Source organism: Rhizobacter sp. (assembly GCA_019635355.1).
In the GTDB taxonomy this organism is placed as follows: Bacteria; Pseudomonadota; Gammaproteobacteria; order Burkholderiales; family Burkholderiaceae_C; genus Rhizobacter.
Map to the genome: position 1 here is coordinate 367,000 of JAHBZQ010000001.1, position 15,256 is coordinate 382,255.

Annotated in this window: 14 protein-coding genes and 2 tRNA genes; 11 read left to right on the forward strand and 5 right to left on the reverse strand. The window is 66.5% G+C overall.

Features of this window, described 5'->3' with window-relative positions:
* Positions 1-2: 2 nt before the first annotated feature.
* Together efp and earP are read right to left on the reverse strand one after the other, a co-directional pair.
* Positions 3-557, reverse strand: coding sequence for an elongation factor P (gene efp, locus KF892_01595; GenBank protein MBX3623679.1), 555 nt, complete (start codon positions 555-557; stop codon positions 3-5).
* An 87-nt stretch (positions 558-644) separates the two neighbouring features.
* Entirely contained in the window at positions 645-1,667 is a 1,023-nt protein-coding gene (gene earP / locus KF892_01600) for an elongation factor P maturation arginine rhamnosyltransferase EarP (GenBank protein MBX3623680.1), read from the reverse strand.
* A gap of 34 nt (positions 1,668-1,701) precedes the next feature.
* Here earP and uvrC point away from each other — a divergent pair, with 34 nt between their 5' ends.
* From uvrC to KF892_01640, 8 genes are all read left to right on the forward strand, one after another.
* The gene (gene uvrC / locus KF892_01605; protein MBX3623681.1) at positions 1,702-3,627 is read left to right on the forward strand and encodes an excinuclease ABC subunit UvrC; all 1,926 of its coding nucleotides are present in this window, start codon (positions 1,702-1,704) and stop codon (positions 3,625-3,627) included.
* 49 nt (positions 3,628-3,676) lie between these two features.
* Positions 3,677-4,162, forward strand: coding sequence for a hypothetical protein (locus KF892_01610; GenBank protein ID MBX3623682.1), 486 nt, complete (start codon positions 3,677-3,679; stop codon positions 4,160-4,162).
* 57 nt (positions 4,163-4,219) lie between these two features.
* Positions 4,220-4,786 carry a CDP-diacylglycerol--glycerol-3-phosphate 3-phosphatidyltransferase gene (gene pgsA / locus KF892_01615; protein ID MBX3623683.1) on the forward strand — a complete coding sequence of 189 codons (567 nt, stop codon included), beginning with the start codon at positions 4,220-4,222 and terminating at the stop codon, positions 4,784-4,786.
* A 58-nt stretch (positions 4,787-4,844) separates the two neighbouring features.
* The gene (locus KF892_01620) at positions 4,845-5,711 is read left to right on the forward strand and encodes a DMT family transporter (protein ID MBX3623684.1); all 867 of its coding nucleotides are present in this window, start codon (positions 4,845-4,847) and stop codon (positions 5,709-5,711) included.
* A gap of 224 nt (positions 5,712-5,935) precedes the next feature.
* On the forward strand, positions 5,936-6,208 hold the full coding sequence (locus KF892_01625) for an HU family DNA-binding protein (GenBank protein MBX3623685.1): 273 nt from the start codon (positions 5,936-5,938) through the stop codon (positions 6,206-6,208).
* A gap of 13 nt (positions 6,209-6,221) precedes the next feature.
* Positions 6,222-6,297: transfer RNA gene (locus KF892_01630), tRNA-Val, on the forward strand.
* Between the two features lie 148 nt (positions 6,298-6,445).
* On the forward strand, positions 6,446-8,332 hold the full coding sequence (locus tag KF892_01635) for a SurA N-terminal domain-containing protein (protein ID MBX3623686.1): 1,887 nt from the start codon (positions 6,446-6,448) through the stop codon (positions 8,330-8,332).
* A 41-nt stretch (positions 8,333-8,373) separates the two neighbouring features.
* Positions 8,374-8,449 (forward strand) — tRNA-His (locus KF892_01640).
* A gap of 59 nt (positions 8,450-8,508) precedes the next feature.
* Here KF892_01640 and KF892_01645 read toward each other — a convergent pair.
* The 3 genes from KF892_01645 to KF892_01655 form a co-directional block, all read right to left on the reverse strand.
* Complete coding sequence (locus KF892_01645; protein MBX3623687.1) at positions 8,509-10,785, reverse strand: histidine kinase; 2,277 nt, start codon at positions 10,783-10,785, stop codon at positions 8,509-8,511.
* A 30-nt stretch (positions 10,786-10,815) separates the two neighbouring features.
* Entirely contained in the window at positions 10,816-11,559 is a 744-nt protein-coding gene (locus KF892_01650) for a response regulator transcription factor (protein MBX3623688.1), read from the reverse strand.
* 146 nt (positions 11,560-11,705) lie between these two features.
* Positions 11,706-12,683 carry an NADPH:quinone oxidoreductase family protein gene (locus KF892_01655; protein ID MBX3623689.1) on the reverse strand — a complete coding sequence of 326 codons (978 nt, stop codon included), beginning with the start codon at positions 12,681-12,683 and terminating at the stop codon, positions 11,706-11,708.
* A 95-nt stretch (positions 12,684-12,778) separates the two neighbouring features.
* On the opposite strand from KF892_01655, the gene surE reads away from it, so the two are divergent.
* From surE to KF892_01670, 3 genes are read left to right on the forward strand one after another with little or no spacing between them, the layout of a single operon-like run.
* On the forward strand, positions 12,779-13,525 hold the full coding sequence (gene surE, locus KF892_01660) for a 5'/3'-nucleotidase SurE (GenBank protein MBX3623690.1): 747 nt from the start codon (positions 12,779-12,781) through the stop codon (positions 13,523-13,525).
* Positions 13,522-14,337, forward strand: a complete 816-nt coding sequence (locus KF892_01665) for a protein-L-isoaspartate(D-aspartate) O-methyltransferase (protein MBX3623691.1) — start codon at positions 13,522-13,524, stop codon at positions 14,335-14,337. The genes surE and KF892_01665 overlap by 4 nt, the downstream gene beginning before the upstream one ends.
* Positions 14,337-15,236 carry a peptidoglycan DD-metalloendopeptidase family protein gene (locus KF892_01670; GenBank protein ID MBX3623692.1) on the forward strand — a complete coding sequence of 300 codons (900 nt, stop codon included), beginning with the start codon at positions 14,337-14,339 and terminating at the stop codon, positions 15,234-15,236. Before KF892_01665 ends, KF892_01670 begins: the two co-directional genes overlap by 1 nt.
* The last annotated feature ends 20 nt before the right edge of the window (positions 15,237-15,256 follow it).

A 15,256-nucleotide genomic window follows, 5' to 3' on the forward strand; every position in this document is an offset into this window, starting at 1 on the left:
CGTCAGACGCGCTTGCGGTACTCGTGCGTGCGGGTGTCGATTTCGATCTTGTCGCCGGTTTCCACGAAGAGCGGCACCGCGATCTCGAAGCCCGTGGCCAGCTTGGCCGGCTTCATCACCTTGCCCGAGGTGTCGCCCTTGACGGCCGGCTCGGTGTAGGTCACTTCACGCACCAGGCTGGTCGGCAGTTCGACCGAGATGGCCTTGCCTTCGTAGAACACCACTTCGACGGGCATCGCGTCTTCCAGGTACTGGATGGCGTCGCCCATGTTCTCGGCTTCGACTTCGAACTGGTTGTACTCGGCGTCCATGAACGCGTACATCGGGTCGGCGAAGTAGGAGTACGTGCACTCCTTCTTTTCCAGAATGATCTGGTCCATCTTGTCGTCGGCCTTGAAGACGACTTCGGTGCCCGAGTTGTTGAGCAGGCTCTTGAGCTTCATGCGCACGGTGGCGGCGTTGCGGCCACCGCGGCTGTATTCGGTCTTGAGCACGACCATCGGGTCCTTGCCGTGCATGATGACGTTGCCGGCGCGAATTTCTTGAGCGATCTTCATAGCGATTCCCGTGTGGGTTTCCGTATTCGGTAGCGGAGGACGCGCGCGCCGAACATTGACCTGCCAGAACGCGCAAAACGGCGGATTTTAGCCTGCTTCCAAGGCGAAACCCACCAGCTGCGTGGTCAAGTCCGGCTGGGCCAGCAACTCTTCACGCCAGCGCAGACATGGGGTCTTCCAGGCCGCAGACAAGGGGTCGGGCCCCTTTGCCGGCCACGGGGCGAGGCCGTTCCAGGCGTGCCAGAGCGCGCGCAATCCGGGCACGGGCGGAAACCTGTCGAGGAAGGCGTCGAGCTTGGCCGCGTGGGCGCCATCGTCTTGCGGATAGATCTGCCAGACGAACGGCTTGCCGGCCCATTGCGCGCGCACGAACGAGTCTTCGCCGCGCACGAAATTGAGGTCGCAGCTCCAGAGCAGGCGGTCGTAGTCGGGTTGGCGCAGGTAGGGCAGGGAGTGGCAGCGCACGTGTGACGGCAAGCCCGGCGGCACAGGCTTGCCGGCGGTGAGCAGCAGCAGCGTGGGGGCCTCGCCCAGCGAGGCCAGCAGCGCGCCCAAGGCCGGGTTCTCGTAGGCGAAGAGGCTGACCAGACGCTCGCCCGTGCGCGGCGCGATGCCGTGGGCCTGCAGCCAGACGGCCCGGTCGAAGCCCGCCTGTTCGGCCATCAAGCCCGGCTCGCGCAACAGGCCTCCCGTGGCCGGGGTGAAGCCGGGGTAGAAGAACCATTTGGTGAGCCCCTGGCCGGGGCCGTGCCACTGCGGCGAAGGCAGGCGGTGGCTGCGCTCGACATAGGCCTCGGCGCTCAGGTACTCGAGATTGATCCAGCGTGACGGGCGTGGGGCTGCGGCCATGCGTGCCACGAAGGGCTCGGGCAGATGGCACCCGAAGGCTTCGATGACCACCTCGCCCGGCGTGGGCTCGTCGACGCTCGCGGCCCAGGGGTGCACCGTCACGCCTCGGGCACCTTGAGGCGCCATCCACGCGAGGGCCGACGCATCGTCGACCCACAGGCGCACCGTGTGACCGCGCGCGGCGAGGTCGGCCGACAGGCGCCAGCACACGCCGATGTCGCCGTAGTTGTCGACCACCTGACAGAACACATCCCACCGCATCGGCCGATTATCGAGGCGGCACAATCGTCGTCCGATGAGCGAGACCGAGTCCCCCGACGAACCCGAGCAAGCCCCCGCGCCAGACGCGGTGCGTGAACGATTGCTGGCGGAAGTGGCCGCCTTGCCTGGGTTGCCCGGCGTCTATCGCTACTACGACGCGAGCGATGCGGTGCTGTACGTGGGCAAGGCACGCGACCTGAAGAAGCGCGTGTCGAGCTACTTCCAGAAGAACCACGGCGGCACGCGCATCGGCCACATGGTGAGCAAGATCGCGCGCATGGAGACGACCGTCGTGCGCTCGGAGGCCGAGGCGCTGCTGCTCGAGAACAACCTCATCAAGTCGCTCGACCCGCGCTACAACATCCTCTTCCGCGACGACAAGAGCTACCCGTACCTCAAGATCGTCTCGCACACCTTCCCGCGCATGGCCTACTACCGCGGCTCGGTCGACCGCAAGCACCGCTACTTCGGGCCATACCCGAGCGCGTGGGCGGTGAAGGAATCGATCCAGCTGCTGCAGAAGGTGTTCCGCCTGCGCACCTGCGAAGACACCGTCTTCAACAACCGCACGCGGCCCTGCCTGCTGTACCAGATCAAGCGCTGTTCGGGCCCTTGCGTGAACTACATCGCTGCCGAAGACTATGCGCGCGACGTGGCGAATGCCGAGCGCTTCCTGCTCGGCGAGCAGCAGGAGGTGATGGACGCGCTGCAGGCGCAGATGATGGCCCACTCGGATGCGCTGGCCTTCGAGAAGGCGGCCGAGATCCGCGACCAGATCGGTGCGCTGTCGAAGGTGCTGCACCAGCAGTCGGTGGAAGACAACACCGGCGCGACGACCAAGGACGCCGACATCCTCGCCGTGAAGGTGCAGGGCGGCCGTGCCTGCGTGAACCTCGCCATGGTGCGCGGTGGTCGCCACCTCGGCGATCGGCCGTACTTCCCGACGCATGTGGACGATGCGACCGAGATGGACATCGAAGAGGGTGAGACCCGTAGCTCACCTGAGGTGCAGGTGCTCGAAGCGTTCATCGCGCAGCACTACCTGGAAAGCAGCGTGCCGCCGCTGCTCGTGCTGAGCCATGCGGTCGACAAGGCGCTGATCGAGGCGCTGTCGGTGCACAGCGGCATCAAGGTCACGGCCCAGCACCAGCCGCGCGAGCAGCGCCGGGCATGGCTCGACATGTGCATCCAGGGCGCGGAGATCAAGCTCGCGCGCCTGCTGTCGGAGGAAGGCTCACAGCAGGCGCGCACGCGGGCGCTGGTCGAGGCACTCGACCTCGCGCCCGACAACCTCGACAGCTTCCGCATCGAGTGCTTCGACATCAGCCACACCGCGGGCGAGTCGACGCAGGCCTCGTGCGTGGTGTTCGAGGGCCACAAGATGCAGAGCTCCCAGTACCGCCGCTACAACATCGATGGCATCACCGGCGGCGACGACTACGCGGCGATGCGGCAGGTGCTCACGCGCCGCTACAGCAAGCTGGCCGCGGCGGCGCAGACCGGCGAGGGGCGGCTGCCCGACCTGGTGCTGGTCGACGGCGGGCGTGGGCAGGTCAGCATGGCGCGTGAGGTCTTCGAAGAGCTGGGGCTCGACCTCTCGCTCATCGTCGGCGTGGAGAAGGGCGAGGGCCGCAAGGTGGGCCTCGAGGAACTGGTCTTCGCCGACGGGCGCGACAAGGTCTACCTCGGCGCCGACTCCGCGGCGCTCATGCTCGTGGCGCAGATCCGCGACGAGGCGCATCGATTCGCGATCACCGGCATGCGCGCAAAGCGTGCAAGTGTGCGCACAGGCGGCAGCGTGCTCGAGGAAATCCCGGGCGTCGGCCCGAAGAAACGTGCGAAACTTTTGCAGCGCTTCGGGGGGGCTCGCGGCGTGGGCCACGCCAGCGTCGAAGACCTCGCAAGCGTGGATGGGATCTCCAAAGAACTCGCAGAGGAAATCTATCGTGCCTTGCATTGACCTCACGCCGTCCCGCACCGTTCACCGCTGGGCCGCCGTCGGCAGCCTGATGATCGCCGTGGGCCTGGCCGGATGCGGCAGCAGCCCGAGTGCTCCGCCGGCACCCGCTCCTGCACCTGCGGCGCCCGGCAAGGCCGCCGCGCCGGCGCCGGCTCCCGCGGCACCCGCTGCCACAGGGGGTGTGAAGCTGCCGCCGCCCGCTTTGTCGCGCAACTGGAACGAGTACAAGCTGCAGGCCGCCCGCCGCGTGATGGCCGCCAACCCGAGCGGCACTTTCACCGGCAAGCCTCAGCAGATGCTGCTCGCCGCGCCGGTGCTCAACATCGAACTCAACGCCGACGGCTCCATCCACAAGATCGACATCCTGCGCCGCCCGAGCCAGGCCCAGGAGACGGTGCAGCTGGCAATCGACGCCGTGAAACGCGCGGCACCTTTCGGCGATGTGTCCAAGCTGCCCAAGCCCTGGTCGTTCGCGGAGACCTTCCTTTTCAACGACGACAAGCGCTTCAAGCCGCGCACGATCGACGTTCAATAAACCTTCGGCGTTGAAGAACACGCGGGCCCAGCCGAGAACTTCGGCACAATCGCCCGCATGTTCTTCAATCTGCCCACCCTGCTGACCTGGGCGCGCATCGTCGCGATCCCGTTGATCGTCGGGATCTTCTACCTCGACCTCGACTCGGGCACCAAGAATCTGGTGGCCACGGTGCTCTTCGTGGTGGTGGCACTGACCGATTGGGCCGACGGCTACCTCGCCCGCAAGCTCAACCAGACCTCGTCCTTCGGCGCGTTCCTCGACCCGGTGGCCGACAAGTTCCTGGTCTGCGCGTCACTGTTGATCCTCGTGCAGCTCGGTCGGCTCGAGTCGCTGGTGGCCCTCGTCATCATTGGCCGCGAGATCGCGATCTCGGCGCTGCGAGAGTGGATGGCGCAGATCGGCGCGTCGCGCAGCGTGGCGGTGCACATGCTGGGCAAGCTGAAGACGACGGTGCAGATGGTGGCGATTCCCTTCCTGCTGTATCACGGCTCCCTGTTCGGGGTGATCGACACGCAAGCCTGGGGTACGTGGCTGATCTACATCGCCGCGGTGCTCACCATCTGGTCGATGGTGTATTACCTGCAGAAGGCACTGCCGGAGATCCGCGCGAAGGTGCGCTGACGTCGCTCGGCTGAATTTTCCCGTGACGAGTTCTCGACGCGACGCGCTGCTGCGCGCGATGCCCGCGGTGTTCGTGCTGATCTGGAGCACGGGTTTCATCGTCGCGCGGTTCGGCATGCCGCATGCGCCGCCGCTCACCTTCCTCAGCTGGCGCTATGCATTGTCGGTGTTGTGCTTCGGCCTCTGGATCCTGCTGTCTCGTGCGGCTTGGCCTCGAGGCGCGACGCAATGGGCACACCTGGGCGTGACGGGTGCGCTGATGCATGCGGGGTATCTCGGTGGCGTGTGGGCTGCCGTCAAGGCTGGCATGGGCGCCGGCACCATCGCCTTGCTCGTTGGCCTGCAGCCCGTGCTCACGGCAGTGTGGCTGAGCGGTTCAACACGCGGCGAAAACGGCACGCGCGTTTCCTTGCGGCAATGGGCGGGTTTGCTGCTGGGCTTGCTGGGTCTCCTGCTCGTCGTGTGGCGCAAGTTGGGGGCGGGCGAGTTGTCTGCACTCAATCTGTCGCTCGCGCTGCTGGCCTTGATCGCCATCACGGCGGGCACGCTTTATCAGAAACGATTCGTCGCACCTTGTGATGTGCGCACCGCGAACTTCGTGCAGCTGCTGACCGCGCTGGCAGTGAGCTGCCCGCTTGCGCTGCTTGAGACCGAGCCCATCGTGTTGCATCCGCACTTCGTTGGTGCTCTTGCATGGTCGGTCTTCGGGTTGACCCTGGGAGGGAGTTCGCTGCTGTATCTCCTGATCCAGCGCGGCGCGGCGACGCGCGTCACGAGCCTCTTGTATCTCGTGCCGCCCACCACAGCCGTGATGGCGTGGCTGCTTTTCGATGAAGCATTGACCTTGCTCATGTTCGTCGGAATGGCGCTCACTGCACTCGGTGTGTGGCTGGTCGCACGCACTGAGGGAAAGCCTGAGTCGTGATGCGCACACGAGGTGGTGAAGTAGGTCGCACCCCCAGGCTTGTCAAGCGTGGAAGCACGCGGCGCACCCTCCGAGCGATGCAGTTGATTACGCATAGAATCCGCTTCCGCGCTTGACAGTGGGGGTGCCTGCGGCTGTAATCGTTTGAGCCGTTGAGCCACCAAACATGCGGCCCGAACCATCCACCCAGATTCTTTCGAGACACCTTTTGAGGGGGTACCTTCGTGAACAAATCCGAATTGATTGAACACATTGCCAAACAGGCCGACATCTCCAAAGCTGCTGCCACTCGCGCGCTGGAGGCCCTGATCGGCGGTGTGAAATCAACGCTCAAGAAGAACAACAGCGTCTCGCTGGTGGGCTTCGGCACTTTCAGCGTGAGCAAGCGCGCAGCGCGCTCTGGTCGCAACCCGCGCACCGGTGCCACGATCAAGATCAAGGCCGCCAAGGTGCCGAAGTTCCGTCCGGGCAAGGCCCTGAAGGATGCGGTCAACTGATTGAATGTTCTGCGGGTGCTTAGCTCAGTTGGTAGAGCGGCGCCCTTACAAGGCGTAGGTCGGGGGTTCGAGCCCCTCAGCACCCACCAAGTCGTCGTCGAGCTGGCCCGAAGATGGCCAGCCACCATCAGATAAGATTCACGGCGTCCACCCGGCAAAGGCGAACTCAGGTTCGCCTTTGTTGCGTCTGGGGCCCTCTAGCGCTCCTGCTCTGCGATCCATTGATCGAGGTCATCGATGTTTGAATTCGTCCGCAAGCACACCCGCATCCTGCAGTTCGTGCTGGTGTTGTTGATCTTCCCGTCGTTCGTGCTCTTCGGCATCCAGGGCTACAGCCGCTTCACCGAAGGCGGCAATGCCACGGTCGCGACCGTGGGCTCGCGCAAGATCACGCAGGCCGAACTCGATGCCGCGCACCGCCGTCAGGTCGACATGCTGCGGCAGCAGATGCCCGGCATCGACGTGAAGCTCTTCGACACGCCACAGATGAAGCAGAACACGCTCGACACGATGGTGCGCGAGCAGGTGATGCTGGCCGCGGCCGAGAAGGCCGGCTATGTGGCAACCGACGATCGCCTGTTGCGCGAGTACATGACCGATCGGCAGTTCGACACCTTCCGCCGCCCCGATGGCAGCCTCAACGTCCAGGCGCTCGAACAAGCGCTCAACGCACAGGGCATCACCAAGCAGGGCTATGACCAGCTCAAACGCGAAGAGCTGATGATGCGGCAGGTGCAAGCCGGCCTGATGAGCACGGTGATCGCGCCGACGGCGGCGGTTTCTTCGGCGATGGATGCGCTCTTCCAGCAGCGCGAGGTCCAGCTGCAGCGTTTCGACTCCAAGGACTACCTCGCGAAGGTCAACCCGACCGACGCCGACCTCGAGGCTTATTACAAGGACCCGGCCCACAGTGCCGAATTCCAGACTGCCGAGAAGGCGGACATCGAATACGTGGTGCTCGACCTCGACAGCATCAAGAAGGGCATCAGCGTGCCCGAAGACGAGCTGAAGAAGTACTACGCCCAGAACGAGAAGAGCTACACCACGGCCGAAGAACGCCGTGCGGCGCACATCCTCTTGAAGGACCGCGCCAAGGCCGATGCGCTGCTGGCCGAGCTGACCAAGGCGCCCGCGTCGTTCGCCGAAGTCGCACGCAAGAACTCGCAAGATTCTTCGACCGCCGACAAGGGCGGCGATGCTGACCTTTTCATCGCCCGCGGCGACACCGACAAGGCCTACGAAGAGGCGCTCTTCGCGCTGAAGAAGCCTGGTGACCTGAGCCCTGTGGTGCAGACGAAGGACGGTTTCTTCATCCTGCAGCTCAAGGCCACGCGTGGCGGTGAAAAGCGCTCCTATGAAAGCGTGCGCGCCGACATCGAGCAACTGCGCAAGAAGGAGCTGGCCCAAGGCGAATACGCCAAGGCCGCTGCCGAATTCGGCAACCTCGTCTACGAACAATCCGACAGCCTCAAACCGGCGGTCGACAAGCTGAAGCTCGAGCTGCGCACCGCCAAGGGTGTGACCCGCACGCCCGCGCCCGACGCCACCGGCCCGCTCGGCTCCAAGAAGCTGCTCGACGCGATCTTCAATGCCGAGACGCTGCGCAATAAGCGCAACACCGAGGCCGTGGAGACTGCACCCAGCACGCTGGTGTCGGCCCGCATCGTCAACTACCAACCGACGACGACCCCGCCGCTGGCCGATGTGAAGGCCCGTGTGCGCGAGAAAGTCGCCGCGCAGCAGGCCGCTGCGCTCGCGCGCAAGGAAGGTGAGGCCCGGCTGGCAGAGCTGCGCAAGGCGCCTGCCACCGACCTGGGCACGCCGGTGAAGACGGTCTCGCGAGCCCAGCAGTCGCAAGATCTGCCGCGCGGCGTGATCGATGCCGCGCTGAAGGCGCCGACCGTGCCCGCGGTGGAAGGCGTCTCGCTGGACGACGATGGCTACATCGTGGTGAAGGTCAACAAGGTGCTAGGGCGTGACCCGTCGGTGGCCGATCCGGCCCGGGCGACCGGCTCCTATTCGCAGGCTTGGGCGAGCGCGGAGGCGAATGCGTATTACGCCGCGCTGAAGAGCCGGTTCAAGGTCGAAGTGAGCCCGTCGGCTGCGTCTGCGGCCACGAAGTGATCTCGGGCGCCGCCGGGTCCGCTATACTTGCGGGCTCTGCGGTGGCTGTAGCTCAGTTGGTAGAGTCCCAGATTGTGATTCTGGTTGTCGTGGGTTCGAGTCCCATCAGCCACCCCACCCAGATGTGAGAAACAGGCCTCCCTCGTGGAGGCCTTTTCATTGGCCCGCTGCCTGCGTCAGGGTTTCTCTGACAGCCTGCGGACGCACACCCGGCAGCAGATGCCCCCGGTGGGCAGCTCGCGCCATTCCACCTCGCCGCCCAGCTGCTTGACGCGCTTGCGCACGCCGCCCAGGCCCAAGCCGTGCGACCAGGCCTTCGGGTTGCGGCCGACACCGTTGTCGCTGACGCTCAGGTCCACGCGGTCGCCTTCGAGCACGAAGTCGATGTCCACACGCCGTGCTTGCGAGTGCGAGATGACGTTGTTGACGAGTTCGCGCATCACACGCGTCAGCGCCGACCATTGCACCACCGAGAGGGAGATGTCGCGGTCGGCACTGAAGCTCCAGCCGAGGGCGATGTGCGCGGCGGTGAGGCGCTGGGTGAGGTCGGCCTTCCACTCCGCGGCGGCATGGGAAAGCGGGTGGCTCGGCGCGGCGAGGCCGCGTGTGAGCGTCTTCAGGTCCTGCAGCGTGTGCCGCACGTAGTCTTCCATCTCGGGCGACTGGGCCTTGTACATGAGCGTCAACAGGCGTGCGCCGATGTCGTCGTGAAGGTCTTGCGCGATGCGCAGGCGCTCTTCGTTGCGCCCCTGTTCGACGGCTTGATCGAAGGCCACGGCACGCCGCAGCTGCTCGACCACACGCTCGGCCAGGCGGGCGTCTTCGGTAGTGAAGAGGCGGCGTCCGTGGTGGGCAAATCGGATGACGATGGTGCTGTGTTCGGTCGCATCGCCATGTGGCAGCTCCGGAACGGGAATCAGCAAGGTTGAGCCAGCGTTGGCCACGCGCGGCGTCGCGTAGCGCTTGTCGATCACGCCCGCCTCCAGCGGCTGGAACAGCTCTCGAGCCAGCTGCGTGAGCAGGCTCGAGGTCCGCTCGGGGTGAGCCTCGACCTCCCGCGCAATGCGATAGAGCTTCTCGAACATGCGCTCGGTCGTGATCACGTTCTGGTTGCGAAGCTGGTTCAGCAACCACTGACGCGCGCCGGAGTAGAGGCCGAGCGAGAGGAAGAGGGCCAGCGTCAGCGAGGCGAACTGGCCGAGCGAAAAGGCGGCGACGAAGAGCAGGTCGAGCGCGGTGGCGATGGTGCTGATCGCCGCGAGCAACGAAAACTCGCGCATCACCTGCTGCGACTTCGAGAGAAAGGGCAGCAGCACCAGCAACGAGCCCAGCAGCACCGACCACAGTGTCGGCCCGACCACCGCGATCTGCTGTTGCAGCAGCGGATGCTGGTCCGACCATGCGATCGCCAGCGTCAGCGCAAGCCAGGCTGCCGTGGCGAGCGTCGCGAAACGCCGCGTCACGATCGCAAAGGGGTGCGGCTCGATCGCATGCGACCAGGTGAGCAGGGCGATGGTCGTGCTGCCAAGGAGGGCCACACTGGCCTGTACCCACCACCAGGCCGAACTCAGCTGGCCTCGGCTGAGCGCCCACGCCACCGCAGCCGCGCCGAGCCACACCAGCCAGCCGATGGCACGCGCTGCGGGCAGGCGCCTGGGGTGGAGCGCCGCCGCATGCACGAGTGCCGCGGCGGCCAGCAGATCCAGCGCGCCGTGCGCAGGCATGTTCCACTGCGACATCGGCAGCGGCAGGCCGAGCGACACGCCGGATTCGATCGCGATCATCGCGAGGTTGCCGGCCTGGCACAGCGTGGCAAGGGCGTAAAGCAGGTTTCGCACCGTGGGCCGCGCGAGCATCACCACCATCGCCACCAGGTACATCACGAGCGCCAGCCCGCACAGCAGCCAGAACATCGGGCTGAGCGCTCCGATGCCGCGTGGCTCGGGGCTGACGTCGACCGTCGCCCCATCGGCGAAGACGAGGCTCACCTGGCCTTGTTGAAGGGCCCTGGTGATGGCCTGTTGCGTGGCCACGTGGCGATGGCGCTGCGCGTCGTCGGTGAGCCACCGTGAGGCGCGCCGGAGCGCCGCGTCGCCCAGCTCGATGCGTCGCCCGTCGCGGGCCACAAGGGCTGCCAGCGTCTCGCCCTCGTGCAACTGGAGCACGGGCAGCGGGCTCGATGCAAGCTCGAGCCCGCCTTGCTCCGAGGCACGCCAGGTCGCGTTCAGCTGGGGGATGTCGCCCAGCGCGCGGGCCAGCAGCAGCGTGGCAAGACAGCCGAGCAGCGCCGCCACCACCAGCAAGCGCAGCCGCCAGCCGATCCAGCGCGAAAGGGGCGCGGCGCCGAAGCTGCGGTCGATCAGTGCGGAATCGAGGGTCGAGTTGTCGGCACCCAGGGTCGAGGCGCCGGGCAGGGCCGAGTCAACCGAAGCGGACATGCCGGGCCTGTGCATCTGCGCGTCGCCGGGCAGGCGCCGTGGGCCTCAGACCAGCCCTTGTTTGCTCGCGAGCACCGCCGCTTCCGCGCGGCTCGACACATTGAGCTTCTTGTAGATCGACTTGATGTGGTCGTTGACGGTGAACCACTTGATGCCCATCAGGTTGGCGATTTCCTTGATGGTGAAGCCTTTGCTGAGGTAGGTCAGGACTTCGCTCTCTCGCGGCGTGAGCCGCTCGTGGTCGAGCGGTGCGCCGCGGCCGAGCGCCATCGGGCGGCTGCTCTGGAAGCCCGATCCGCTGCCGAGCGCCGCCTCGGCTGCGCCCCCGGTGCCGCCAGGCCCCTGCCGGAAGTGGCCCAGCAGCCGGCGTGCGATCGCGGGCGACAGCGGCGGCTGCCCGCGCACGATCTTCTGCAGTTCTTCCACCAGCACTTCGAAGCGGTCTTCCTTCAGCAGGTAACCGTCGGCGCCGCATTGCAGGGCAGGGAAGAGGTGGTCGTCGTCGGAATAGAGCGTGGTGACGATCTTGGTGGCCGGGTAGCGGGCCAGTTCGGCCAGCAATTCCATGCCGTTGCCATCGGGCAACTCAAGGTCGACGAGCACGAGCTTGAACGGGTCGGCCGGAATCTCGCCGGCCTTGGCCTCGCGCAGGCCCACCTGGCGACGCGCAGTCTCCAGGTCGCCGGCTTCGGTGATCGCGATGTCGTCGCTGAAGCTCTCGCGCACCACGCGGCACAGGAAGCTGCGGGCGACGGGGTTGTCCTCAACGATCAGTACCTTGATGGCCATGCGTGCGGGATGCGCTCACCAGAGTGCACTCACAAAGGGACACGCATCGTAGCGCACACACCCTCGCGTGGCCTATCCCACACTCGTCAATGACGAGCGGGCGCCACACGGCAGCGCACGCATCCGGTGCGCCGCCGTCGCGGGCCTCACTCGTTGACGAGGACGAGCTTGCCGCGCACCTGGCGGCTGCCCATGCGGGTGAAGGCGTCTTTGAGGCCGGTCATCGGCAGGCGTGTGTCGATCACCGGCTTGATCTTGCCCTGCGCGTACCAGGAGGCGAGGTCGGCCAGGGCCTGCACGTGGTTCTTGGGCTCCCGACGTGCGAACTCGCCCCAGAACACGCCGACGATCGACGCGCCCTTGAGCAGCGTGAGGTTCAGCGGGATCGCCGGAATGGTGCCTTGTGCGAAGCCGATCACCAGATAACGGCCGCGCCAGCCGATGGAGCGGAACACCGGCTCGGCCAGGTCGCCGCCCACCGGGTCGTAGACGATGTCGGGGCCCTTGCCATCGGTGAGCGCCTTGATCTCGTCACGGATGTTGGACTTGGCGTAGTTGATGGTCGCGTCGGCACCCAGCTCCTTGCACAGCGCGCACTTCTCGTCGCTCGACGCTGCCGCGATGACCTTGGCACCCGCCGCCTTCGCGATCTGGATGGCCGCGGTGCCCACGCCACCGGCGGCGCCCAGCACCAGCACGGTCTCGCCGGCCTTCAGCGCGCCGCGGTCCATCAGCGCGTGCCAGGTGGTGCCATAGGTGCAGAGGAATGCGGCGGCGTCGTCGAACGCGAAGCCCTTGGGCAGCGGCATCAGCAGCGAGGTCTTGGCGACCACATGGGTGCCGAAACCACCGCCGCCACCGAAGGCAGCAACGGCGTCGCCCACCTTGAAGTTCGTCACGCCTTCGCCCACGGCTTCGATGACGCCAGCGTATTCAGAGCCGGGCACGAACGGCGGCGTGGGCTTGGCCTGGTACTTGTTCTGGACGATCAGGAGGTCAGGGAAGTTGAGGCTGGCCGCCTTGATCGCGATGCGCACTTCGCCGGCCTTCGGCTCCGGCGTCGGGAGTTCTTTCCACTCCAGGGCTTCGGGGCCGATCGGGTTCTCGCAGAGCCATGCCTTCATCGTTGTCTCCATCCTGTGGTCAGTGGATCGAAGATGATAGACGGCACGCTTGCTCCGGCCCCGTCACGCAGGTGACGAGTCCCTACAATCGCGGCATGCGCATCCTCATTGCGAATGACGACGGTTACCTCGCACCGGGCCTGGCCGCTCTCGTGCGGGCTTGCGAGGGCCTCGGCGAGATCGACGTGGTCGCCCCCGAGCAGAACGCAAGCGGCACCTCCAACTCGCTCACGCTGAACCGGCCGCTGTCGGCCTACACCGCAGCGAACGGCTTTCGCTACTTCAACGGCACGCCCTCCGACTGCGTCCACGTCGCACTCACCGGCCTGCTGCCGCACCGACCCGACCTCGTTCTCTCGGGCATCAACAACGGCGCCAACATGGGCGACGACACGCTCTACTCGGGCACTGTCGCCGCGGCGATGGAAGGCTTTCTGTTTGGCATTCCGGCGATCGCGTTTTCGCAGGTCGAGAAGGGCTGGGCGCATGTGGACGAGGCGGCACAGGTGGCGCGATCGATCGTCGAGCACGTCCTTGCATCGCCACCCTCGGCGGCGCCTTGGCTGCTCAACGTGAACATTCCCAACCGCGCCGATGCTGCGAGCCTGCCGCGCGAAGTCACACGGCTGGGCCGACGCCACGCGAGCCAGCCGGTGATCCGTCAGATCAACCCGCGCGGCGAACCCATCTACTGGATCGGCCCCGCGGGCGATGCGCGCGACGCTGCGTCGGGCACCGACTTCCACGCCACGGCCAATGGCCGCATCTCGATCACGCCTTTGCAGGTGGACCTGACCGACCACGCTGGCCTGCCGGCATGGCGAGAGTGGATGTCGGCATGACGACCCCCGAGCGGCCACGCCCGAAATTCCCTTTGAAGCTCGACGGGCTGGTCGCGAGCGGCGGCGTCAAGAAGGCCACGCTGCTGCGGCCGCAGGCGCCGCTTCAGCAGGCGGCCGTGGATTCGGCGCGTGCGGTGCGGCCCTCCGGGCTGGGCCTCGACTCGGGCGACGTGCGCCAGCGCATGGTGAGCCGCTTGCAGGCTGCGGGCTTGCGCCACGAGCTCGTGATCGCCGCGCTCAACAAGGTGCCGCGCCATCTCTTCGTCGACACGGCGCTGGCCATCCAGGCCTACGAAGACACGAGCCTGCCGATCGGGCATGGGCAGACGATCTCCAAGCCGTCGGTGGTGGCACGCATGATCGAGCTGCTGATGGCCGGCGCGAATGCCCGCGCGCGCCAGTCGCTTGGTCAGACGCTCGAGATCGGCACCGGCTGCGGCTACCAGGCCGCGGTGCTGGCGCAGCTGTCGCGGCAGGTGATGAGCGTCGAGCGGCTGAAGCCGCTCCACGACAAGGCACGCGAGCTGCTCGCGCCGCTGAGGCTGACGAACATCCGGCTGGTGTATGGTGACGGCATGCGCGGGCATGCACCGAATGCGCCCTACGACAGCATCATCTCGGCCGCCGGCGGCGAGGCACTGCCCGATGCCTGGCTCGAACAGCTCGCCGTGGGCGGGCGGCTGGTGGCCCCGGTGCACGATGCGGGCGGGCGGCAGCAGGTGCTGGTCGTCGTGGACCGAACCGAAACCGGCTACGTGCGCTCTGTGCATGAAGCCGTGAACTTTGTGCCTCTGAAATCAGGAATGGATTGATGACGTTGACCTTGCGTCTCGTGCTGGGTTTTTCTGCCGTGGTGGTCATTGCGGGCTGTGCATCGCCGAACAAGTACCGCGCGCCGGTCGAAGACCGCTCGCTCTCCGCACGGCCGGGCGCCGTGGCACCCGTGGCCGCCGCGGCCTCTGCCCCGGCGACCCCGGAGCCCGCAGCGTCGGCCGTCAAGCCGCTGCCGGGCAGCGAGAACGCGGGCAAGCCCGGCTTCTACTCCGTGAAGCCGGGCGACACGCTGATCCGCATCGGCCTGGAGACCGGCCAGAGCTGGAAAGACATCCTCAAGTGGAACAACCTCGAGAACCCCAACGTGATCGAAGTGGGGCAGGTGTTGCGCGTGGTGCCGCCCGGTGCCGACCCGAACGCCGTGGCCGCGCGGCCCGTCACGCTGCCGAGGCTGGAGTCGCGCCCTCTCGACGGGAAAGCACCACCGCCGCAGGCAACCCCCGCCGCCTCGACGCCGCCTGCTCCGCCGCCCGTCGCACCCACTCCGCCGGTGGCGCGCGAGGGTGACGACAACGTCAACTGGCTGTGGCCGGCCAACGGCTCGGTCGTGGGCTCGTTCGACGAGACGCGCACCAAGGGCATCGCGATCGCCGGCAAGGCGGGTGACCCGGTGGTGGCCGCGGCCGACGGCAAGGTGGTCTACGCCGGTTCCGGCCTGCGTGGCTACGGCAACCTTGTCATCATCAAGCACAACAACACCTACCTCACGGCCTACGCTCACAATCAGGCCCTGATGGTCAAGGAAGAACAAGCGGTCAAGCGTGGACAGAAGATCGCCGAGATGGGTTCTTCCGATGCGGAGCGTGTGCAGCTGCACTTCGAGATCCGCAAGCAAGGCAAGCCCATCGATCCGGCGAGGCTCTTGCCACCGCGCTGAGCGCACCCGACGAACCGCCC